Source organism: Paenibacillus sp. FSL H3-0321, assembly GCF_038002865.1.
Taxonomy (GTDB): Bacteria; Bacillota; Bacilli; order Paenibacillales; family Paenibacillaceae; genus Paenibacillus_AQ.
Genome location: NZ_JBBODH010000001.1, coordinates 4,079,585 through 4,102,919 on the forward strand (window position 1 = coordinate 4,079,585; position 23,335 = coordinate 4,102,919).

General features: G+C 40.2%; 22 protein-coding genes. 6 read left to right on the plus strand and 16 right to left on the minus strand.

The window, feature by feature from the left end; translation table 11 throughout:
• Window positions 1-121: 121 nt before the first annotated feature.
• Complete coding sequence (locus MHI45_RS18060; protein WP_076111783.1) at window positions 122-1,474, plus strand: MATE family efflux transporter; 1,353 nt, start codon at window positions 122-124, stop codon at window positions 1,472-1,474.
• 113 nt (window positions 1,475-1,587) lie between these two features.
• On the opposite strand, the gene MHI45_RS18065 is transcribed toward MHI45_RS18060, so the two are convergent.
• The 8 genes from MHI45_RS18065 to MHI45_RS18100 all read right to left on the minus strand — a co-directional run bounded on the left by MHI45_RS18065 (window position 1,588) and on the right by MHI45_RS18100 (window position 6,809).
• Window positions 1,588-1,968, minus strand: a complete 381-nt coding sequence (locus tag MHI45_RS18065; RefSeq protein ID WP_076111781.1) for a hypothetical protein — start codon at window positions 1,966-1,968, stop codon at window positions 1,588-1,590.
• Window positions 1,969-2,243: 275 nt separating this feature from the next.
• On the minus strand, window positions 2,244-2,609 hold the full coding sequence (locus MHI45_RS18070) for a GntR family transcriptional regulator (protein ID WP_038598139.1): 366 nt from the start codon (window positions 2,607-2,609) through the stop codon (window positions 2,244-2,246).
• Complete coding sequence (locus tag MHI45_RS18075; RefSeq protein WP_340895878.1) at window positions 2,606-3,262, minus strand: ABC-2 transporter permease; 657 nt, start codon at window positions 3,260-3,262, stop codon at window positions 2,606-2,608. Before MHI45_RS18075 ends, MHI45_RS18070 begins: the two co-directional genes overlap by 4 nt.
• Window positions 3,255-4,109, minus strand: coding sequence for an ABC transporter ATP-binding protein (locus tag MHI45_RS18080; RefSeq protein ID WP_038598143.1), 855 nt, complete (start codon window positions 4,107-4,109; stop codon window positions 3,255-3,257). Before MHI45_RS18080 ends, MHI45_RS18075 begins: the two co-directional genes overlap by 8 nt.
• 168 nt (window positions 4,110-4,277) lie before the next feature.
• A complete protein-coding gene (locus MHI45_RS18085; RefSeq protein WP_340895877.1) occupies window positions 4,278-5,000 on the minus strand; it encodes a CPBP family intramembrane glutamic endopeptidase in 723 nt (240 codons plus the stop codon).
• Window positions 5,001-5,081: 81 nt separating this feature from the next.
• Entirely contained in the window at window positions 5,082-5,867 is a 786-nt protein-coding gene (locus MHI45_RS18090; protein ID WP_340895876.1) for a MerR family transcriptional regulator, read from the minus strand.
• A gap of 68 nt (window positions 5,868-5,935) precedes the next feature.
• Window positions 5,936-6,055 (minus strand): DUF4303 domain-containing protein, encoded by a 120-nt coding sequence (locus MHI45_RS18095; RefSeq protein WP_340895875.1) that lies wholly within the window; start codon window positions 6,053-6,055, stop codon window positions 5,936-5,938.
• Between the two features lie 10 nt (window positions 6,056-6,065).
• Window positions 6,066-6,809, minus strand: coding sequence for a DNA-binding protein (locus MHI45_RS18100; protein WP_340895873.1), 744 nt, complete (start codon window positions 6,807-6,809; stop codon window positions 6,066-6,068).
• Between the two features lie 131 nt (window positions 6,810-6,940).
• On the opposite strand from MHI45_RS18100, the gene MHI45_RS18105 reads away from it, so the two are divergent.
• Window positions 6,941-7,198: a helix-turn-helix domain-containing protein gene (locus MHI45_RS18105; protein WP_340895871.1), complete on the plus strand. Its 258-nt coding sequence runs from the start codon at window positions 6,941-6,943 to the stop codon at window positions 7,196-7,198.
• Window positions 7,199-7,311: 113 nt separating this feature from the next.
• On the opposite strand, the gene MHI45_RS18110 is transcribed toward MHI45_RS18105, so the two are convergent.
• Together MHI45_RS18110 and MHI45_RS18115 are read right to left on the minus strand one after the other, a co-directional pair.
• Complete coding sequence (locus MHI45_RS18110) at window positions 7,312-8,277, minus strand: MBL fold metallo-hydrolase (RefSeq protein ID WP_038598153.1); 966 nt, start codon at window positions 8,275-8,277, stop codon at window positions 7,312-7,314.
• A gap of 266 nt (window positions 8,278-8,543) precedes the next feature.
• A complete protein-coding gene (locus tag MHI45_RS18115) occupies window positions 8,544-9,215 on the minus strand; it encodes a DNA-binding protein (RefSeq protein WP_340895868.1) in 672 nt (223 codons plus the stop codon).
• A gap of 167 nt (window positions 9,216-9,382) precedes the next feature.
• Here MHI45_RS18115 and MHI45_RS18120 point away from each other — a divergent pair, with 167 nt between their 5' ends.
• Window positions 9,383-9,733: a helix-turn-helix domain-containing protein gene (locus tag MHI45_RS18120; protein ID WP_340895866.1), complete on the plus strand. Its 351-nt coding sequence runs from the start codon at window positions 9,383-9,385 to the stop codon at window positions 9,731-9,733.
• Window positions 9,734-9,913: 180 nt separating this feature from the next.
• Here MHI45_RS18120 and MHI45_RS18125 read toward each other — a convergent pair whose 3' ends face one another.
• The 3 genes from MHI45_RS18125 to MHI45_RS18135 form a co-directional block, all read right to left on the minus strand.
• On the minus strand, window positions 9,914-10,756 hold the full coding sequence (locus MHI45_RS18125; protein WP_340895864.1) for a hypothetical protein: 843 nt from the start codon (window positions 10,754-10,756) through the stop codon (window positions 9,914-9,916).
• Window positions 10,753-12,456: a hypothetical protein gene (locus MHI45_RS18130; protein ID WP_340895862.1), complete on the minus strand. Its 1,704-nt coding sequence runs from the start codon at window positions 12,454-12,456 to the stop codon at window positions 10,753-10,755. The genes MHI45_RS18125 and MHI45_RS18130 overlap by 4 nt, the downstream gene beginning before the upstream one ends.
• Window positions 12,457-13,301: 845 nt before the next feature.
• A complete protein-coding gene (locus MHI45_RS18135) occupies window positions 13,302-13,916 on the minus strand; it encodes a hypothetical protein (protein ID WP_340895861.1) in 615 nt (204 codons plus the stop codon).
• A gap of 586 nt (window positions 13,917-14,502) precedes the next feature.
• Here MHI45_RS18135 and MHI45_RS18140 point away from each other — a divergent pair.
• Window positions 14,503-14,973, plus strand: a complete 471-nt coding sequence (locus MHI45_RS18140; protein WP_340895858.1) for a pyridoxamine 5'-phosphate oxidase family protein — start codon at window positions 14,503-14,505, stop codon at window positions 14,971-14,973.
• Between the two features lie 188 nt (window positions 14,974-15,161).
• Here MHI45_RS18140 and MHI45_RS18145 read toward each other — a convergent pair whose 3' ends face one another.
• Complete coding sequence (locus tag MHI45_RS18145; RefSeq protein ID WP_340895857.1) at window positions 15,162-16,940, minus strand: aminopeptidase P family protein; 1,779 nt, start codon at window positions 16,938-16,940, stop codon at window positions 15,162-15,164.
• 419 nt (window positions 16,941-17,359) lie between these two features.
• Between MHI45_RS18145 and MHI45_RS18150 the strand changes: the two genes are divergently transcribed.
• On the plus strand, window positions 17,360-19,117 hold the full coding sequence (locus tag MHI45_RS18150) for an S-layer homology domain-containing protein (RefSeq protein WP_341159861.1): 1,758 nt from the start codon (window positions 17,360-17,362) through the stop codon (window positions 19,115-19,117).
• A gap of 337 nt (window positions 19,118-19,454) precedes the next feature.
• Here the strand turns inward: MHI45_RS18150 and MHI45_RS18155 are convergent, their stop codons facing one another.
• A complete protein-coding gene (locus MHI45_RS18155; RefSeq protein WP_341119248.1) occupies window positions 19,455-21,698 on the minus strand; it encodes a U32 family peptidase in 2,244 nt (747 codons plus the stop codon).
• Between the two features lie 280 nt (window positions 21,699-21,978).
• Between MHI45_RS18155 and MHI45_RS18160 the strand changes: the two genes are divergently transcribed.
• The gene (locus tag MHI45_RS18160; protein WP_340895849.1) at window positions 21,979-22,152 is read left to right on the plus strand and encodes a hypothetical protein; all 174 of its coding nucleotides are present in this window, start codon (window positions 21,979-21,981) and stop codon (window positions 22,150-22,152) included.
• Window positions 22,153-22,577: 425 nt separating this feature from the next.
• Here the strand turns inward: MHI45_RS18160 and MHI45_RS18165 are convergent, their stop codons facing one another.
• The gene (locus tag MHI45_RS18165) at window positions 22,578-23,303 is read right to left on the minus strand and encodes a cyanophycinase (RefSeq protein WP_076111762.1); all 726 of its coding nucleotides are present in this window, start codon (window positions 23,301-23,303) and stop codon (window positions 22,578-22,580) included.
• Window positions 23,304-23,335: the final 32 nt, after the last annotated feature.

Consider the following 23,335-nt stretch of genomic DNA (forward strand, 5'->3'; position numbering starts at 1 on the left):
CCTTTATCTAACAGTGTAAGTTTATGCTTTACAGGTTTATAGCTTCATGATATCATCTAACACTGTAAGGTTCAATCTAACGCCGTTAGATTGGATAAAATAAAGAAAGTGGTGATCCAACATGGATGCAGAAAACCTTTATTATTTTGAGAAAGCACCGGTCGCAAAGGCCGTAGCTCACTTCGCTGTACCGATGATGCTAGGCACATCAATGAATGTCATATACTCCATCTTGAATGCCTATTTCCTTGGTACACTCCATAATACTGCTATGTTAACCGCACTCGCGCTAACCTTGCCGCTATTCGCAATCATTATGGCGCTGGGCAACTTGATTGGCATGGGCAGCGGTACCTACATCTCCCGTATGTTAGGAGAGAAAAAGTATGATGACGTAAAGCATGTGTCTTCATTCGCTTTTTACAGCAGCTTAGTTCTCGGTCTTCTCGTGATGGCCGCGGGTCTCCCGTTGATCGATCCCATCGTTCATGGCCTGGGGGCAACGCCTGACTCCTTCGGATTCACGAAGGACTATGTCACGGTTATGCTTATCGGTTCACCGTTCGTCGTGTTATTTTTCACGCTGGAGAATATCGTGCGCTCGGAGGGTGCAGCCATCACGTCAATGATCGGTATGATTCTCAGTGTTGTTGTAAATATCATTCTCGATGCGCTCGTCATCTTTGTGTTCCACTGGGACGTGATCGGCGTTGCGTCAGCTACGGTCATTTCTAATTTGGTTGCGAGTGTATACTACGCCTTCCATATGGGATATAAAAGCCAATTCTTAACTGTCTCCGTAAAATGGTTCAAGGCTACCAAAGACATTCTGGGCAATGTATTCAAAATCGGGGTTCCCGTCTTTATTATGAGCATCTTTTTGGGGGCAATGTCGCTTATCTTCAACCATTTTCTTGTCGAATACGGAGATTCGGCCGTAGCGGCTTACGGAATTTCATCACGTTTATTGCAATTTCCTGAGTTTATTCTGATGGGCTTATGCGAGGGAGTCGTGCCGCTCATTGCCTTCTCTTTTACAGCGGATAAATTGCGCATGAAGAATACCATTGGATTTACGATCAAAGTGATTGTGGGGTTAGCAGCCGTATTCGGCATCATCGTCTATTTAGTTTCCGACCATTTAATTGGTCTTTTTACAAATGACCCGCAATTAATTGAAATGGGCAGCTACATTCTGCATGTGACGTTCTTATCCTTGTTCATTACAGGAATGACCACTCTGTTTACCGGGGTCTTCCAGGCAACAGCGCAAGGAACGGCCGCGTTTATTATGTCAATTATTCAAGGAGTTACGCTGATTCCTGTGCTTTATATCGCCAATCAAATGAACGGCTTCCACGGGGTGGTCTGGTCGATTGTCATTGCGGATGCCGCCGCATTCCTTGTCGGTGCCGTCATGCTGTATGTTCTGCGGAACAAATTGCAGCCGGAATTGGATAGTTTGGTACAGTAGAAGTTATATAACAGCCAGATCAGCCAACCTTGGAGTTCTGCGGCCTCTTAAAAAAAAGAAGGTGCGAGAAGCCGGTTCATCACCGGACGCTTTTCGCACCTTCGCTTTTTTGTCTAAATCAACGCGTTGAAATGGCCCTCTGAGTTGACCGTCGCCGTCCGGGGATCGGTCAGACCGACGCCCTTGAGGTCTCCCTTTCCTTCAGTCCGCCAGAGCGGGAGATGGTCTTGAAGCGGAGGAGCCAGTACAAAATCGACCGGGGTGCTACTCCCACTTTTCTGCACCAGTTGGGCCTCCATCAGTCGAATTTGCCGCTGCAGCTGCTCCCGGCGATAAGGAGTCTGCATCTCTCCGCCCTGCGCTGCATTCACCTTGTCCAGTTCCATCAGCAACCGGTTCCGCTGCTTCTCCAGGGAACTGACATCGCTTTGTGTGCCACCGTAAGCTGTAATGGCCTGTACCGGGCTGATGCCTGATACCATCTGTGTCGCCATGATCTTCCCCTCCGTTTCCTTGGCTCCTACTCCAAATTCAGCCAAATTTGAAAGTTCTAATCATGTCTATTACCCGGCCACCCCCGCCATGACAACATCCCAAACGCATTTCGGAAAAAAATCGTCGCATAGTCTCAGTCGGCCGCTTGTTTCGACCATACCAAAGACCCACCCAGGACCTGTAAAAGTCCCTTCAAGGTAAATCATTAATCTGCAGCATAAATACAGGCTCCTGCGAGCTTTTTCATGATACCTTATTTCATTTTTCTGTACTGTTAATAAATCTTGTTCAGCAGCCCAATCACTTCATCAAGGGTGAGGCCAAAGGACTTGTAATATGATGTGTCGCTGTCCATTTGCTTCAGGATCATTTCGTTGCGTATCCGCAGCATCTCATCGGGCGAGAATTCGGCTACAAAACATCCTTTACCTGTTACCGTATTGATCAAACCGCTTCGCTCAAGTTCTTCCCACGCTTTCTTTACGGTGATAACACTAACATGAAGTTCCAGGGCTGCCTGACGAATGGGCGGTAAACAATAGCCGCTTTCCAGCTCACCTTTCAGAATTTGTGCGCTGATCTGTTCGTAAAGCTGCTGATAAATCGGTTTCTCGGATGTGCTCGAAATCGTTACGTTCATAATATCTCCACTCTTAGGAATCTCTTTACCGCAATCCGATAGGCAATCAGGGTGAATGAAATAAAAATTACGAGGCCCGCGATCAGAATGGATAGCTGCAGCGCTTTATTATCCGTCCCGGAGCCATAGAAAATGTCGTTCATCCAAGGACTTTGGATTCCGGCCCATTGGGCCACTCCGGCAAAAAGTATAGCGGCCGTAGTGGATGCGGTCGTTGCCGCGCCATACTTATACGCCGTCTTGTAGTACATGGATATAAATATGATGTTGAAGATCGCAAGCATGATAAAGCATAATCCCCAAAAACCCATGTGTGGTGCATAGAAAATGTAAGTCAGATGAGGGTATAAGAGAAACGTAAATATACTGAAGATCATCGCAACAAGAAGATGCATTAGTTCAAGAATGACAACAACGGCTATCCTGGACTTCACGATATCTGTTTTGGCCACTGGCATCATCGTACTAAACATCAAATCGTTCTGACTTTTAAATCCGCCAAACATGTTCGGTACAGTTATGAAGCAGAAATATAGCGGGACAAGAAAGTAGACCCAACCGGGAATAAGCATTAGGCCACCCAGAATTAAGGGTAATACGAAGAACCAGGGATTTACTCCTAATTTCAAATCCTTCATCACCAAATTATACATATACATCCTCCTTTTTCGCGAAGTAGATCATGATTTCATCGAGGCTGGGCGTGGTTGCCCTTAGGTTGGAGGATGGATCGAAATCATTGGCATGAATCAATCCGGTAAAGCCGAACGAGTTGATTTTGTAGGAAATCAAATATTCCTTTACTTCGCTCAATTGGGCCTCGCTGCCGCTGATTAAACGATAGGACTCCTTAAACTCGTTTTTCTCGGAACTGGCGACGATTTGCCCGTGTTCAATGAAGGTTATATAATCCGCACATCTTTCCAAGTCGGATGTAATATGGGTAGAGAAAAGAATACTGATCTCGCCGCCAATGATAAGCTCCTGAAAGATATCTAGAAGATCGTCTCTTGAGACAGGATCGAGTCCACTGGTCGGTTCATCAAGGATAAGCAGCTTTGCGCCATGCGATAAAGCAAGGGTCAAGCTGTACTTTACTTTCATTCCTGTAGACAGTTCCGCTATTTTTTTATTTTCATCCAATTTGAATCTTTTTAGATAGTTGTAGTAAGTTTCATCATTCCAATTCTTATAGAACTTCTTTGTAATATTGGTTAGCGTTTTTATCTTGCTGCGTGTATAGAAATCGATATCACCGAATGCGCATCCAATTTCCTGCTTCAATTCGATTTCATGTTCAGCGATGTTCTTGCCAAAAATGCTGATCTCGCCACTATCGGCTTGAACCATGTTCAAGATTGATTTTATCGTGGTCGTTTTTCCCGCGCCATTGACCCCGATAAAACCCATAATATAACCCTTCTCCAATTGAAATGATACATCTTTGATCTGAAAGTGAGGATATCTTTTATTTAAATTTCTAATATCTAATGCCAGCATACCATACCTCCTCAACAAATTGTGTATTCCGTGTATACACAATGTATCATGAGGTTTTTTCAAAGTCAATTGGTTCAAGACGCAGAACGACATGAGAGCTAAGCCAGCGCCACACATCCCTGATCCCCGAATAGTGATAATCCTTTTTTAACGGGATTACAGTACGGTTCACAATAACATCACTAAAGCTATTACATCTGTAAAGTTAGCCAAGCAATGTACGAATATTCCCAATTTCAAAGAATCTTTTTTGTATACCAAATAAAATAATGGTGAAAATGCCACAATTCTTGAGACTATAAGCCAAGGAGACCAGAAATGATAAACTGCAAATAATACGAGATTGACCAGTACACTATACTTGCCCATCCATTTCATACGCGCCAGTAGAAATCCTCGAAAATAGAGTTCCTCCGTTATGGGTAGTATAAGTGTAATAAAGAAAAAGCTTACTATTATTGCGATTATGATAAAATTTTTACTGAATAGGCTCATGTCCTGGACATAATTGTACTCACTTGGAAGCCAATGAAATACTGTATTTAATATGTAATTTGAAAATGGCTGTAATGCCTTCATAAGTATTCCTGCCACTGTAAGCAATAGAAGAGTGTAGACTACATATTCTTCAACCTTCATCTTACTTTTTAGGCCCAGTACCTTAAAGATATTGAAATTCCCCGTTTCCTTTTTGGCGACATAAAATAAATATCCCAGTTCTATAGGAAATACTGAGAAAAAACCGGCTATGCCTAGCGTAACAATTTTAGGATATTCTGTTAAACTGCCCGCTTTTAATAAAAATATATAAAATAGACTTAACGCTATTCCTGGAAATAAGTGAAGTATTATAAGCTTCCATATGCTTCTGATCTCATTTTCATTATTCATATCCTGTTCCCCCCATAATTTAATTCTTCTATAACTTAAACTATGGGGCCATCCCAAGGTCAATAAATTACTTAAACAACCTTATTCAATGGGGATATAAACTTCTAAATATGACTTTAATATTCCTTCGTGGTAGCCTACTAATAACATCCCTATAATTACTATGCCTTTATGTTTATAATTATTGGCATCCATCCACTTCTCACCCTTTATAAAGTTATCCTCCATCACGTCTTCATACTGTACTCCATCTTCAACAATCGTATATATACATTTTTCATAGTCTAAAATATCCTTTTCCCCTACAGCATTATCAGCCTCTATATCTTTCGTAACCAGCATTGTATTGGATTGTATTCCCTCTTCATTAAAAATGATATACCGTTTTAAACTCTTGAAAATTGGTTCCTCAGCTAATTGATCTCTGTTATTATGTATAACTTCAAATTCCTTATAAGCTCTGAAATCTGATATTTCCCCCAATATTTTTATAGGTGCCATGGGCCTAATCGAATAATTATTTAAGTGTTTTTCAATATCGTTGCAATCCTTTTTAGCCTTTTCAATTCTATGGGCTATAGTATTTAATCTGGCTATATTTTGAATTATTTCATTGTGTTTTTCATCCAAAATACCTTGCATATCTTTTATATCACTTTCTTTGCATAGCTTCTGAATAGCCTTAAATTCCAAATCCAATGATCTATAGAACTCTATTGCCAATACAGTATCTATATCTTTAAAATCATATTGTCTATAATTATTTTCATCATTTTGTATTGGTGTCAAAATCTCTTTTTCTTCATAATATCTTAACTTATCCTTGGAAATTCCCATGATGTTAGCGATCTGACCTATTGTGTACATAGTCCCTCTCCTTACTTCTCTTCTATTCTCTTGGTGATAGTAATCTTAATCCCGGCTCAACGCTTCAATTAACTCCCCGGAGATTCCACCCGATTCAAACGCAGGGCGATTTCGGTATTGATCTCATCCGGCGGCATGACTTCGACAAGTACGCATACTGACTCCCGCAGTTGATTCAGGGCAAACACGCCCCTTAGGTCATCGTTCCTTAATCTTCCTCTGAACCTCCCGCACCTGCTCTGCCGTCGCCCAATCCCGCAGCGATTCGAAGAGCGCCAGACTTCTTGTAAAATAACTGTCGTTCCCCGACCTATGGGCTAGCCTTACGGCTTGCAGTACCTGCTCCAGTGCCTCCTCCGTTCTTCTCGCCCGCTTCAGATACAACGCCAGGTGATGGCTGAAGCTGTAATAGTGCGCGAGATTGCCCTCATCCTCATATGTACCGAATTCAGCCGTCTGGTCCGAAAATGTCTCCAGCAGCTCATCCACATTCAGTCCATGCCGCAGCGCGGCCCGCAGAATTGTATCCAGCCCCGGTAACACTTCTTCGGGATTCTCCCGCAAAAAATCGGTATAGGCAGCCAGCACCTCCACATGGCCAGACAGCAGCTCCAGCGCATGCCCATTCGCTTGGGCCAGGGATCGGAACTCCTCTACAACCTCCAGCCCATCCTCACCCAGATCCTCCAGCCATCCCAGTTCGGCATACTTATCAATGTACGCACGCGATTCCTCATACTGTCCCTTCTCCTGGCAAGCCATTCCCCTCATCAAATGACTGAAGCCGTAGTAATAGACCATTGGATGCTCCAGCTCGAATGTCAACAGTGGCAAGGACTTAGCCTTCCGGTACTGCTGCTCCTGGTACAAGCACTGCACGCATTCGTACAAAATCTCCGCCGTCTCTTTCACCTTGTTCCACTTCTCCAGGCGGCAAGCCATCTCTAACATCTCCACAATGACATCCGGGTTGATTGTTATATAAATTGTATATATTTTACTTTTTGTTGAATACTTTATCTGTTGTGGCCATTATATCAGATTGATAATGGACTTAAAAGGGGTAAATTTCCTTGAGCGATCCGTCCAATATCATTAAGCAAATTATCGGTAAAACGGTGAAAGCGATACGTATCAAACAAGGCTTAAGCCAAGAAGATCTAGCGCATGAATGCAATGTCGACCGATCCTATATTTCCATGATTGAGGTTGGCAGAAACGAACCTTCCGTCAAAAAAATTTTTGACCTTTGCAAAGGGCTAAAAATCCAGCCATCCGACTTTTTCAAAATGGTTGAGGTGGAGTATGAGAAAGCGCGAGAGAACGAGTGAATGTAAATAAGAGCGGGACATAAGGCTGTTGACCTGTGTTCCGCTCTTGTCGTTATATTGCGATATCATTTTAAAATAACGATCAAACCACTTCCAATAAAGAATATTCTTCGTTAACCCTCTAATTTAGTGATCATGTCATACACCTTACTCAAATTCGTCTTAAAGTATGTAGTAAAGTACCAGTTATGATACAATTCCGGCACTTCAATCTCATCAATGCTTTTCTTACTTTGAACGGCTTCTGCCACAATTGCCATTATATCGGTTATATATCCCTTCACTTCGTGAAGTTCTTGCAAAGAGCATACTTCGCCATGTCCCGGTACGATAGTTTCTACATCCAGCAGTTCGACCTGCTCCAAAATATTCAGCCATTCCTGAGGATTTGCATACGCCAAAACCGGGTGATGTTTTGAGAGCACCAGATCCCCTATTACGACAATTTTGTCTTCCGGAATGTACACGATTGCATCACTTTGCGTGTGTCCCCCACCAAAGGTAATGAGTTGAATGCTACGATTACTGCCATGTATGGTCATCTGCTGATCAAAAGTTATTGTCGGCAGCGAATGTACTAGATTGGGTAGCATCTTCATAAACTCACGGTCACTAGCACTTTCCCATGCCATTTCCCTTTTTAACTTTTCATCCGTCTCTTGTTGTATTTGCTCTTCAAATTCTTTGATAGCCTGATACATCTGCACCGTGTTTTCCCGATATTGGGCTAACCTGTCTCTGGCAAAAGTATTCATAATCTCACGAGTAGTTGATGTTGAAATAATATTAGCCGCAGGTAAAAACACTTGATTTCCAGAGGTATGATCACTGTGCCAATGCGTGTTGATTACATAGGATACAGGGTTTCCCGTGAGGTACTCTGCAGCAGCTTTCAAATCCTCTGCAGCCTGTATTGTCGAGAATGTATCCACGACAAGAGTTATATCGCCTAGATCAATGATTGCTGCATTCCCCAAAGAACCGGTACCCGGAACTGCAATCGCTGCAATTACACTATCAGCGATATAATTCAGCCGAAAATGCTCGGAGCCTCTAAATGATTCAATCCTATTTTTCATAGTAACCTCTCCCTTCCAACATGGGAATATACTATACTCCAAATCAATACAGTAGACAATAATTTTTCTCCAAAAAAAGTAGGCTATATAAGCTGAACTTATCAAGGATGCAAAGCAATTTCACAAACCCTTGTGGAAAAGGAGAACGGCATTGCGCAATTGCTAGGCTAATGATACGGTTCACCGTAACATCCATTCTGCGAAATCAAAAAGGGCACCCTCGTGAGTGCCTTTTGGGACACCCTCTGTCGAACTATTCCGAATCTCTACAACACTCTACAACTTTCCGTAACAAAATTTTTCGCCGTCCTCCTATTATATAAACCCCTGAGATAACAAAATCTTCTGTACTTCGACTGCACGTCTCCATCCTGTTCAGACTTGATTCCTGTTATTTCATCAGTTAAGAGACGCAGTTGCTCGTCCACATTTAAATCATAACACAGCGCAGTTTGCATAATTACAACCAGTCCATCCGGAATTCCCTTCGGATAGGTCTGAACAAAGCGCACATAGTCGTTCAGGAGTTCTGTTTTTCCTGACAGAATCTCTACGGCGTATAAATTCACTTTTGCTAAAAACCGAAATTCACGAGCGATCTCTAGGCCTTCTTTCCCCAAATCCTCCAACCAGCCAAGTTCTGCGTATCTGTAAATGCTATCTTTGGCCTGCTCGTAATCCCCTAGCTGTTGATATGCAATTCCCCGCATCTGCTGACTAAACCCAAAATAATAAACAATCGGATGCTGCATCTTAATTAGGGTTCTAGTCAGCCCCATCGCCTTGCAATACTGCCCCTCTTCATAAATACGCTGAGCATAGTTATGCAGGATATCCGCCGTATAAAGCAACTTATTCCATTCTTCAAACGAATACGCGGTTTTCAGCATTTCAACAAGAATATCCGGGTTAAAGGCTTTGAGGATAGAGAGATGCATGCGAAAACCCTCCTTTTTTATCCATTTATACCTTCATTGTATATTTCAGGATTCAGAGGGTCAATATAAAAAGTACTCATAAGTACTTTTTAATTAATTTTCTTTTTGATTATAGTAGTCTGTAACGGTTGACTCCCCTCTTCTAACCTTAATGTAGAGGTGATCCTATGAATTTACCAGAAAACGTCGGCAATCGCATACGTGAGCTTAGAAAAGCAAAAGGATGGACTCAAGAACAACTGGCTGAAGCAGCATCGCTTCACTACAGTTACATAGGCGGTGTCGAGCGGGGAGATCGAAACATTTCTTTAGAGACGCTGGAAAAAATCATTGCAGCGTTTCAAGTTCCCGCCATTGAAGTTTTTCGTTTCGATGATGAGACCGAGCACCGAAAGGCGCTCGATGAGCATATGACTTTGATTAGCAATAAGAGTGCAGAAGAAATAGCAGCAATCACTCGGGTGGTGCGGGAAGTGATTGCTGCTATGGGGATATTTAAAAATGGTGAGCAGCAGTAATAAAGATATACTTTGATTTATCTCTGAACTGAAACATATTCAGAGTAAGCAACTTTTAAAAAGAGATGTAAAGAGGGGCACAGGTTCCCCTCTTTACAATACTTACTGAAATAATTTATTAACACTGTGAATTATCATCTCATTAACTAAGCTAATTAATCCTCCTATCGAAAGGAACGTTCATATTTGGAATTGGGTTTTTATTGATTCAATACATTCTTCCATAGTTAGTTTTACCGCCACATTACTCTCATTGGCATCAATATTAGATAGAAACAAGTCCCAAATCTGCTTAAAAAGTTCCTTCTCATTTGATTCATCAACGCTTATTTTTCTTCTCCAATCAATTGCCCATCTCTTAGCCATCTCCTTAAAAAGCTCTATGTTAAAACTAGCGACTAGCACTGTACAGATGGATGCGCACTCTTGAAATTCTTTATAACTAACTTTAAGCTTAACAGACCCTAATTTCCTTGGAACCCCTAGTTTTATTGCGTTTTTTCCCGAAAGAATAGAATTTGAGTGTACAATTCCATGACGCATCTCACAAATGTGACCAAAATCCTCAAGTATTCCTGAAATTAAGCTATTATTTTTCAATTCAAACTTTATGAAATTTTTACACGCAGTTGTGATTCCATCAACACCAGCAAAGGATGTATTCTCAAAAGCACTTCTTTCGAAATTGCTAGTACCATGCCAAACTACTGAGCCTAAGTTTATATTTTGCTTAGATGCAGATTCCTGAGCAGATGGACATATCCTAATGATATTAGCTAATATATCTCTAAAATAATTTTCTGTGGCTGAGATTATTCCCACTAAGAGCAATGGACCCAGGGTCTTGTTCTTATCAAGTACTTCCCTAGACCCAACCCTAAGTAATTCTCTTAGAGAAAAGTAATAGCTATCAATGGGCGATGGGAAGGGATATGTTTCTTCGACAATATAATTAAATATATTTTCAATCTTCTGTGTACCGGTTACTTGGTTAATGGAGTTATACCACTCAGTACTATTCATACTATGAATTCCTCTGCGTAGGAATATATTTTTTTTGTCCAACCCGGTCCAATTCGTGGTACTTTACGCAACTCACTATTATCAGTATCCATTAATATATCTTTGATAGTTCTTATATTTGAATTGAGCTTTATATTCTCTACCCGCCGTGTTGTTAAAGGTAACTTATCAATATCATTTGAGATTAGAGCTTCAAATATAGAAACACTTTTTAACATAGTTCCACAATTAGGACAAAATTTTGCATTCTCATCTGTCCTAGGGGCTTTACAGTTATGACATGGTGGGAGTGAGAGAGGGAACATATCCCCTACTTTCTCAGTTCCAAGCAGAACTTGAGGTGTTACTTTTTTAAATAAGTGTGAGCTTCTTTTACTTAATGACAGAGCTAAGTCCTGAACTTTTATATTTTTTTTACCGATAAATGCATTTCTATCAATTAACGATGCGTAATGGATGGTAAAAAGTTCATAGACTCCTTCTTCACGTCCTTTACTTACTTCTCCTTTAGGCATCACCAAACCTGCATACTGATAAAACCCTAGTACTTTCCCGAACTCTACTGGATAAGACTTGCTTATTGCTATTGATACGCTTTGAGAAGTTGCTTCTTTATCCTTATTATAGTCTTTAATTAGCTCTGTCATTTTTACAAATAATTGCTCACCTTTTGTAATAAATTCAGCATAAGTTGGAAGTTTAACCCTTAGAGATGAGTAGACTCCCAATGTTTGCTTCAAATTGTTGCTAATTGCACTATTAACAGCCTTCCTGTTAAAAGAATAAGTAAAATCATCGTCATCTTCTTCAGCAATTTTATAGAAATTTCTAATCATATTAAGCAGTGCCCTCGGCATACCAAATGAAGCATAACAAACGACTTCTAATAGATCCCGTTTCTTATAAAACTCATTGAAAACATTCTCGGGAAGTCTTCTTTCTAATAATCCTAACATAAATTCAATATATCCTATAGAATCTGGCTTTATCCAAACATCAATCTCCTCTGCATCGTGACCTATATGGAAGGTTGGTGAGTATACTGTAACACCTGGATAAACAGCAGCTTTTGGAGATACTATCCTACTTTTAATTGTTCTAAAAAATTCGAAGAAGTCTCTTTGTTGCTCAGCTGAAAAAGCATGAGCTGCATCGTCCAGCAAGAGTACACAGTGTGATTTATTTAGAGCTTGTAATATCTTGGATATCTCTTCTTCTATTTGTTCAACAGTAATAAGCACTTCATCTTGGACTAATTCCACATGTCTAAACTCAATATTACTAATGATTTTTTCAACATTACTCTTTGTATATTTTAACATCCCTAAGCTATCGATTTTAAAATCTTCTAATGATTGGTATAAACCAAGGTAAACCTTAAATAACATCCATTGATTAAACCAATATACAGCATTTGCATTTAGCTTATATAAAGGCTCAATTTTTAGTGATGATTTAAAGTTAACGTAAACAGGAAAGGAGGATTTGGGATTACTCACATTTCCGTTAGCTGACAATTTGTAGTATGTCTTTAACATCAAAGTAGTTTTCCCCGATCCTCTCGGACCCACTAAAAGTTTAGCTCCACCATGAGATAGTTTTCTAATGATATCCTCTTCCTCCGGATGTTCAACGCTCCACTTTTGAAATTCACTTGATGCAATATATTCCGCTTGTTCAATAAAAATATCAAGATCCAAATCTTTACCCCCCAGTCATTTCCTATATTCAAGCATTGCGAGCCGGTAATAGATCCTAAGCACATGTTCCTCGCTTGAATCCTCTCTTTTCTCCGAATTGATGCTAAATCAACGATTTTGGCTAAAGGCGTCTTTTTAGTTTCTGCCTGTTTTATAGATTGCGCCTTTTAATTTGCAGCAAAAGTTATATCAGTTTTATTTATCTTTCCCCTTCATGGAAAATTAATGCTAAGAATATTATACGATTTATTTGATTTTATAAGAAGGATGAACTCGATTATCTATTATATTAAGTTCAATCTTTTGAGAAAACTTGCCCTACTTATGATAAGGTTCTCCGAGATGGTTGAAGCGGCATGTTTTAAGGCCATCCTTCACGGGATGGCCCTTCTTTGATCTCGCTCGTCAGTTCTATATGAAAGTACTAATGAATTTGCTGCTTCGGGCCGCCCCTCCATATACGGCCCTCTGACTTTTTTAAGATAATAGAGAGTGAATATGAGAATATTCAAAATAAAGACTAAGTCAGCAAATAAGAGCGGGACGTGAGGCATTGCTGGCCTACGTACCACTCTTATTTTATTTAGTATTGTACACTTTATCTTAACTCCTTATATTCTCGCCCCTTATAACCCCATAGCAGACCGAACAAGCCGCATCGCGTCCTCAGCCAACTTGGGGAATGCAGTTCATTATTACATAAAGCATTCATCTATTTTCAAGATACTAAACTGAATCTTAGACACACAGAATTGCTTTATTATTTAATGTGTTTATTGATCTTAGTCAATGTTGTTTTTTACAACAGTAAATTTTAATTATATATGTTTTAGCTGATAGTCATATCATTCTATTATATTGATATCTAAATACTTTTTAAAACTAACGCTATTTAAAAAATCCCCATAGTCCGTATTCAATTTAAACATTTCCTTTGTATAGTCATCATGATACATTCCTTCATTGCTTAGCTTTACTAAAAAGTCCATATGTTCCGTTAAAATTTTTTTTATATTCTGAGATATATCTTTGTTAAAAAGCAGTTCTGACTCTCTAAGTAGAGATAATATTTCAAAATTCAACTCAGAAAATTCTTCTAAATCTAGTTGCGGCTCTTTCTTTATTATAGCAGTAGTTTTTTGTATATTTTCCAATTTTTCATAAAATTCAAATCTATATTGATATTGGGATAATTTATTTGCATTTGCAGCTATATCAGCTTGTCTGTTGTATGTAGAATACTGTGCAATACCCACGATAACCAACAATAATGAAAATATACATGTTGTTAAAATATTAACTTTTTCTATAGACATAAGTCTCCTTCCATTTTTATTGTCTTTAATAGTTGATTTCATCTCCATATCTTTTCGAGAAGCAATATCTGGTGTTGTTATCGTTTCAAGTGCATTAACTTCATCTTCTTTGGTTTCAATTTCTACTACATTGTGATTATTCATTAAACACCTCATTATAAAATAGAGTTACCACGGCATAAGCATTCAGAACGTGCAAGCAAAAACCAAAGTGGAGTGTCAACACCTATTTGGACAAAAGATATAAGGTGTATGGTTACCGAAAAAACACCGTTCCCCTATAATCATTCTATCAAAAAACTTTATTTCCCGATATCTTCGGTGTATATCTTCTACTTGTGTAACACCATCTTCAATAGTAAAGGAAAACGCTCGACCCTTAAGTTCAACAAAATCAGAAAATGAACTTTCAATTTCAACTGTATCGAATGCTTTTAGCCAAGTTAATCTCCCGACCCCTTCAATAGAAATTTCTTGCCGCTGCTTTACCACTACTTATGATACGGTTCACCGTAACATCTATAGAACGAAATCGAAGGGCACCTGCTCGAGTACCTTATACTACAGCTAAGTGTACTATTTTAAGACTCTATCAGTTGAACCATACCTAAGTCGACAGAGGACTATGATAGCGATTTAATATTTTATCGTATTATTCTTCACATGCACTAAGATTTTACAATGATAGGCTTAATAATGTATGCCTTACGACACTTTAGGAGGTAATATAATGAGCAAGTACGACGAAGCCATGAAGCTGCTGGAAGAACAAGTGGGTAACAAGGACGGCCTGATCTCTCTGTCCACCATCGCGCTGGAACCGGGGGCCAATGGCAAAAGCCGTCCCGCCGCCCGCATTGTGGACGCCTATTATGAGGACGGTGCGTTCTACACCGTCACTTACGCGACCTCAGGCAAGATGCAGCAGATCGCCCAAAACCCCGAAGTCGCCGTTTGTATCATCGTCGAAAACTTTACGGCCGATGGTATCGGTGAAAACCTGGGCTGGGTATGTGACGAGAAAAACGCGGAGATGATGACAAAGCTGCGCATAATATTCGCCGAGTGGTATAACGAAGCCAATAACGACGAAGACCCTAACACATGCCTGCTGCGCATTCGCCTGACAAATGGCCTGTGGAATGACGCCCATAAAGGGATCAGAAATGAGATTGATTTTGTCAATAAGACGGCAAATTAAGTGGTCTATGTGGTTTCTATATTTTGCATATTATTTGATAACAGACAATGTTAGCTCAAAGGGAGTGTCCGCACACTCCCTTTTTTCCGCCGTTATACCCATGATTGAAATGATCTGTTACAAATTGAATCTTTCCCCGAAGAATGGTCAATTGTAGAATTGAGAATCATCAAAACAAAGCAGGGCATTTATATTTCCCTAGTTTCTTCCCTCAGCCATGCGCTCTCTTCATCATTTAAATAAGGAGCCAGCTTCGTATAGACCTCTTGATGATAATTGTTTAACCATTGCTTTTCACTCTCTGTTAACATATCTGTATTGATACCAGCTAGATCAATTGGACAACACGTAATGGTTTCAAACTTCATAAATTGACCAAACTCTGTTTTCTCGTCGTCAACTACTAACATCATATTTTCAGTTCTAATTCCATACTTACCTTCAAGGTATATCCCCGGTTCATTCGTAATGATCATGCCTTTTTCTAATATAACATTATTAGTATTATTCCTTATGCTTTGTGGTCCCTCATGAACATTCAAGAAAAAACCTACCCCATGGCCTGTCCCGCACTTATAGTCTAGACCATATTGCCATATTGGTTGTCTTGCTAAAACATCTAAGTTAGAACCTGTAGCCCCATATAAATATTTCACTGAGCTTAATGCAATAAACCCTTTTAACACCAAAGTAAAATCTCTTTTTTGCTCATCGGTAAGTTTTCCTAAAACAATCGTTCGTGTAATATCTGTTGTTCCATCATAATACTGTCCGCCTGAATCAACTAGAAAAAGGCCTTCATTCTTAAGTGTAAATTGCGTTTCTTTATTGGCTTTATAATGCATCAACGCAGCATGTTCTCTATAACCTGCTATCGTATCAAAGCTAGGCCCAACATATCCTTCCTGTGCCCTTCTGAAATCTTCTAATCTTTCTTCTGCAGTAATCTCTGTAATTTCTATTTTATCTACAACGTTTTTTAACCATTTTATAAATTTCACCATGGCTAAACCGTCTTTGATTTCACACCATTTCACATTTTTTATCTCAACTTCATTTTTTATAGCTTTTAAATTAGTTGTGATGTCCGGACTTTCAATTTTATTTGTATTACTGTTAATGGCGTTATATAATCTGCTATTTGTTTTATTCGCATCTAAAATAATGGTATCTCCGCTCGAAAGATTTCCCAAGAACATATGTATTTCATCATACGCTTTTAACTCGATTCCTTCAGCCTCCAGTTCTAATTGAACCAAAGGGGGAATCTTGCAGGAATCAATAAATAAATAACATTTATGTTCTGCTACGATTACATTACTAATTACAACTGGATTGTTAGGCACATCGGCCCCTCTTATATTCAAAAGCCATGCAATGTCATCTAAGGAGGTTAAAATATAATAATTTGCTCCTATATTTTTCATTTCTTTTCTTACTTCATTTAATTTTTCCACACGTGATTTGCCTGCATATTTTACGTCATGAGTAAACATTGATCCTTTAGGAATCTCCGGTCGATCTTCCCACAGATCACCAATTAAATCTTGATTCATTTTTAATCCGATTCTTTTTGCTTTTAGATCTTTTTCCATCCTTTTAACCATAGTAATTGAAAAAACATTTCCATCAAAGCCCACAACGCTTCCTTCATTAAGAACATCTGCTAACCATTCCGAATAAAAGGGTACCCCTGGATCCACCATTCGAAATAATCTGATTCCTGAGCCCTTAAGCTGCTTTTCTGCTTGAATATAGTATCTACCATCTGTCCATAACCCAGCATCCTCTAAGGTAATAACTACTGTACCTGCAGACCCTGTAAATCCTGATATCCACTCTCTACATTTCCAATGCTCTGCTACATATTCACTCTGATGTGCATCAAAGCTGGGAATGATATAAGCATCCATTTGATTTGTTCTCATTAGCTGTCTTAACTTTTCGACCTTATCCCTGATATCCATTTCCAATACCTCCGTTTTCCTTAGGACCAAATGCATTAAAAGCTATATATAAATGACGAGTTCTTAATAATCCTACTCCTAAAATAATGGCAAAACAAATATTGGTACCTCCTCATCCTAATCAATCGAGGGAATTTTGCTGTTTTCCGGAAAAAGATACTGCGATAATACAAGCAATTGTTTATTTACGGAAACCTGCTTGTGCGAGAGTCGCTTGGCAGGTTTTTTTGTTGTGTACAGTGTGTTGGAAGTGTGGTGAACCAGCGGATATAGGGAGCGTACACCCGCAATTCCCAACAAATTTTATATAAAAATAAGGGGATATTCTGCCGATAATTATCTTGTTACAAGAAAAGTATGAGTCTGAAGGGGCATTTACGATTAACCCAGACGGTAGAGTCTAAGGAGGAGAAGGATTTATGAGAAAAAAATGGCTTGTTTCATTTCTGGTTTTATTAATGTGCGCGTCTGGCAGTACGGTTTATGCTGAGGCGAAGACTTCGGCAGACTTCACTGATCTAAAGGATTTGGATGCGGCGACGAAGGCAAAGTTTGATGCAATGATTAGCGCTGGGATTTTCGATGGCGTCAGTGATACGACGTTTGGGCTCAAAGAGGAGATGAACCGCGCCCAGTTCGCAAAGGTTGCGGCATTGATTACGGGTATTGAAGTCAATAAAGATCTGAAGATGTCCAGTTTCAGTGACGTCAAGGCGAATGATGCCGCCAATGGTTATGCGCTGCCCTACATTGAAGCACTTAAAACTGCTGGCGTAACGGACGGCTATGGCGAAGGTACATACAATCCGGCTGGCAAAGTGACCAAAGAGCAGTTGGCTACGTTCTTGGTTCGAGTGCTAGGCAAGGACGCGGAAGCAAAAGCGAAAACTGGTACCGATACAACCGTATCCAAATGGGCGCAGGGTTATGTGTCCGAGGCATTGGAGCTTAAATTGTTATCCAATGGCGCTGATGGTACGTTTGGCGGCAAAGCAAATGCTACGCGCGATTTGCTGCTTACCGGTGCCTACGAAGCGAAATCACAATATATAGCGCCGACACCGACACCAACACCGACACCAACACCAACACCAACACCGACACCAGCACCAGCACCAGCACCAACACCATCGCCAACACCAACACCAACACCGACGCCGACGCCGACACCGACACCAACGCCGACACCAACGCCGGAGCCGACGCCGACACCAACACCAACACCGACGCCGACGCCGACACCAACACCAACACCAACACCGACACCGACACCAACACCGACACCGACACCAACACCAACACCAACACCAACACCAACACCGACGCCGACACCATCGCCAACACCGACGCCGACACCAACACCAACACCAACACCAACACCAACACCAACACCAACACCAACACCAACACCAACACCGACACCGACACCAACGCCGACGCCGACACCAACACCGACACCAACACCGACACCAACACCGACGCCGACACCGACACCAACACCAACACCAACACCAACACCGGCGCCATCCAATGTCGCACTAGATATGATTAATGCATCTGTTGGGACATGGATCAATGTTGATGTGACGACTTTTGCTGAAGCCGGTATTACAGGCGTAACGACATCCAATGTATCAGCTGTTCAAGATGCACTTGACTCTGATGGAAGCTCTCCGTGGACGGTTTCAGAAATTCAAGCCATCGTCAATGCGGTTATTGACGGTATTACGAAGCAAGCGGCACTGGATTTGATCAATGCTGCATCGGCTTCGGGTTCATGGACGAATGTTGATGTGACGACTTTTGCCAATGCAGGTATTACGGGCGTCACATTAGAGGACCTTTCCTCCTACGAATACGCATTGGAAACCGGATTAACACCACTTCCAAGAACATTGTCTCAAATTCAAGCGATTGTTGACGAGACTAATCAGGCAATTATCTTAGCTGCAATCTATGATTATTTGAATCCTTTCAGTGAAGGATCTACTCCTAACGAAGAAGTATTCGCTCTAGCTGGTATAACCGGAGTGACAGCTTCGAACTTAAGTGAGGTCTTATCTGCCCTTGAATCGGCCTATCAGGAGGCCAAAAACAATCCTTTTGGAACGCCTATGTCTACTAAACAAGATATCCAGGACGTAGTTGACCTTGTCTTAGGCTACTATACGGATTAAGAAAAGTCATAATCGTAACACCGCAGAGGGGTTGCTTATTCTATCTTGAGTTGAAGGCAGCTCTTCAGCGAGAAGAAAATTTCAACTAGAAAAATAACGGCGTAAGGGAGGCTATCCCTTCACCGTTATTTTTTGATTTTGGTTCAATGGCGGTCTCACCCCAAGTAAACGTGTATTGATGGAGCGATGATCTCCTTGACCAATTCTCAGATACTGCTCACTACCTACCCCAATCGCAGAGTCTGCCGTCCGGGCATTTATGTACGCCATAATCTGACCGCTGCCGCTGTTGGTTTCGCTCCCGCCATCATATCGCCAGAACCATCCCTTTGGCTACCTACACAATCTCTTTATTAAAATGTCCTCTTGTGTCTGTTTCCTGATTAAAGACAGCATTATTCATTGAGCCCTTTAATTTACCTGACGCCATATTAATGACTTTCACAACCTGCTCTTTTGATTCAACTGTGAAGTTTAATCTCAACGCCTCGATTCCTTTGATGTTTGGTAGCTCATCTAAAAGATTAAGCGTCTTCCCATTAAGGAGAGTCGTTGTACAATCATTATGGGAAATGATAGGGAACGTTCCGTGCTCATCTTTTAACTCATAGCTCTTCGTTTTGCAAATTCTGCATTGATTCATTTTTTTCATCGGACAATATTTTGTAAACATCAAAGGAACCTTACCATATACAATCATTTCCAGTGCAGGATAGCCGTCATTTTCTTCATAATAAGCATTCATTAAATCTTCAATTTGGCTCTTATTCAATTCATAGGATAAAGTGACTCGTTTTGCACCTAATTTATATAATTCATAGCAACTAGTAGCATTAACAACATTTAGAGAATAGTCCGTAACAAACGGATTAGTTTCTCGGTAGTGATAAATTCCACCATATCCTCCGATGAGTAGCTGCCCTTCTTTTTCCTTATAATCAATCTGATTTCTTCTAACAACGTTTTTAAAATAGATTTCCTTAATTCCACAGCTCACGCAAGCATCGTACTGCTCCTTAGTCGTTACAGCGGCCGTAAGGTATGGTTTTTCAGGGGCAAAGCTTATTTTTTCTTTTGCTTTTAAAGCCTTGGTTCTTTTCTTTTGGCTGTTAAGCTTTAAGTCATATAAGCCCAGTACAATATCTCTTCTTGCTGCATTTAACAGTTTAGCTGGAATAAATGCATTGCATTCCTCAAAATCCACATGATTAAGTTCGAATATCGTATCATTTAATCTTGAAAATTGCTTGATTACTTGGTCTTTCGTTGTTGGATTATTAATGGCTTCGCCTAGTATTTCCTCGCTTTCATATGAATAATTAAAGCCTAAGCCCTCCGCATCTATGAAAAGCTTTGCATCTGGACATGCATATACTCTAATATCGAGGTTAAACCGCTTAAATTCTTTTTCCAGTGATGATTCTAATTCTTTGTTATAGAAATAATCCTTCGTTTTATATACTAAATCTCCCTTAGACATCTTTTCTTTGATTTTGATATAGCAGACATCATCTGCTTTGTTGATTAATTCGCCCTCTTTATCGTACAGTTTGGCAACCGTTAAATTAACATCTTCATTGTTGTGACTTATTCGAATGGTATCGTTCTGATTTAAAGGACGTGTAAGTGTTATTTCATACGTATCTTTAATAATCTTGCTGATTGTTCCAATTTCATAACCAAAGTTATTAGGTCTTAAGATGTTTGTAATATTTCTCCTATCTTCGTGAAACAAATACCCTTTAGTAAATGTTCTATTGAATGTTTTTTTCAGATTTTCTTTATCTTCTTCGGTTATTTTATGATCTAAGGCCATGCGATATTTGGATACAACATTAGCAACATACGTAGGCACTTTCATTCGACCTTCTATTTTTAAAGAATCGATTTCTTTTAAATCATGGATATAATCGATTGTGTTTAAGTCCTTAGTAGATAGAATATAATTTTTCCCTAAAGACGTATCTGTTGTCTTATCCATTAGTTCATACTCCTTACGGCATGAACCCACACATCTTCCGCGATTTGCGCATCGATAGCCGATTAATCCTGACATTAGACAGTTTCCCGAGTAAGATACACATAAAGCACCGTGAACGAAAATTTCTAAAGGTATCTCAGCTATTCTTTTGATCTCTTTTACTTTTTCAATCTCAACCTCACGGGACAGAACAACTCTTTTAGCACCAAGTTCTTTAAATAATAAAGTTCCGTCTAAATCGTCTATTCCCATTTGAGTTGAACAATGTGCTTCCATATCAAGAAAGTTTTTGACGATATAATCGAAAGCAGTCAGGTCCTGTACGATAATGCCATCAACACCGATTTTATTTAATTCGTGGATCTGCTCTTTCATCTCTTCAACTTCGTTTTCAAAAACGATGGTATTCATTGTAACATAGAGTTTAACGTCCCTCAGGTGTGCATACGTAACAGCCTCTTTTAACGATTCTAAATCAAAATTAGATGAGTATGCACGTGCACCAAATTTTTGCATTCCTAAGTATATTGCATCACAACCATTAGAAATTGCAGCCTTTAAAGCCTCCATATTTCCTGCTGGAGCTAGTAATTCAGTCATTTTTTCCTCCTTATGACCCATAAATTAAATAAAATTTGTAGTTACTTGTGATACGTTCTCCGTAACATGGAGCTGCATCACCATAGCTATCCTTGAGTTTATCCCGATGGAGCAGCATGATGCTGTGACCCAGCGCATGGAGGATGTGACGCAGGCTTACTATGATTCAATTGGCCTAGGTGAAGCATACTGGCAGATGGAGGCCATGAATTGATTGAGCATGCCAATAGACCAATACAATTTCAAAAACGGTGGTGAAGATAAGATGGAATAGATGTATGTGAGTCAGACTGTAAAGCGAATACAGAAGCGGTTGAGCCATAGTGATAACGGAGCAGCTTTCAAAGAATCGATTAAGGAAGCCGTCACCGTTGGCGTTGGACAGCATGATGTAGTGATCGAGCTTATTGATACTTTGACGCGCGGCGTATTACCAATCTATCGGCTCGGGTAAAGCCTATGCACAGCAAGTAGCAAGAGAGGCAATAGAATATCATGCGTAATGAAAAAGAGAACACCTACGATGGACATTCTCCTTTGTGTGGCTTGTTAAAGTGTTGGGTAAGGTGGTGTGTGAATATGGTCAGGTGTCGATACATTGCCCATCTCACATGTTTTTCTAGATTCGCCAGGGGCTCCAGATCAAGCTGAGGCACTTCAGTTGCTAGACTTTGATTTCAAAGGTTGTATTTTTCCCATATCCAACCAATTCACAATTTTTTCGCCGTTACTTGTGATATGGTTCACCGTATCATCTCTAACGCGAAATCATTTGTTGTTTTTTCTATGTATTTTTAATAGCGCGAAATCAAGAAGCACCCTCTTAGGGTGCCCTTATTGTCCTTCTATGTTTTGCTTGCTAAGCGACTCTATTCAGCATCATCGCGGCTTGCACTGTGTCAGCCGGTAGATTGCTAGGAATGTTGTTATACAAGTATTGAGCGTCTCAACCAATTTCTGAATCTTTGAGCGGGAAATTAAATATATAGGACCCATTGTTTCGATTTTGCCGTCCTTTACCCGTATAGCGCTCTCCTGTTCTGCCGCATAGACATCAATCTCTTCAGACAAGGGGAACAGGTAGCCTTGAACAAACGTGTCGTAGCCCCGTTTAGAATGAGATTCATAGGCAAATTGATCAAAGCCCATACCTTCATAAATAGTACCTGTTTCAACTTCATGGTCCGTGTCATTCAAGCTTAACCATTGAGCAGACATGTTTAGCGCACCGGCGCTGGCACCCAGTATAATGGCATTGCTGTTCTTAATAATGTCCGCTAATTCATAATCCGCCAAGAAATCCTTCTGCAAACCAGGATACCCGCCGCATAAAAAAATGACGGAAGCGTTCTGAATGAATCGCCGGGCATCTTCCTTCTGCATGCGGTAATCAATGAAATGATATTCATCAAAAATAATATTAGCCTGATTCAGCCATGTCCATTCAGAGATATCATCAAAGTTAATTGGCTCATCTGTATAACCAGACGGGTCAGCGCTAATCATAACAAGCGATTGTCTGTCTTGTATATCCTCCTGCAAACAATGGACCAGCTTCTCTGGAAAAAATTCATTAAACCAACTGAAATAGTAGTGGGTACTCAAACTTAATTACCTCCATATGTATTATTTCTAGC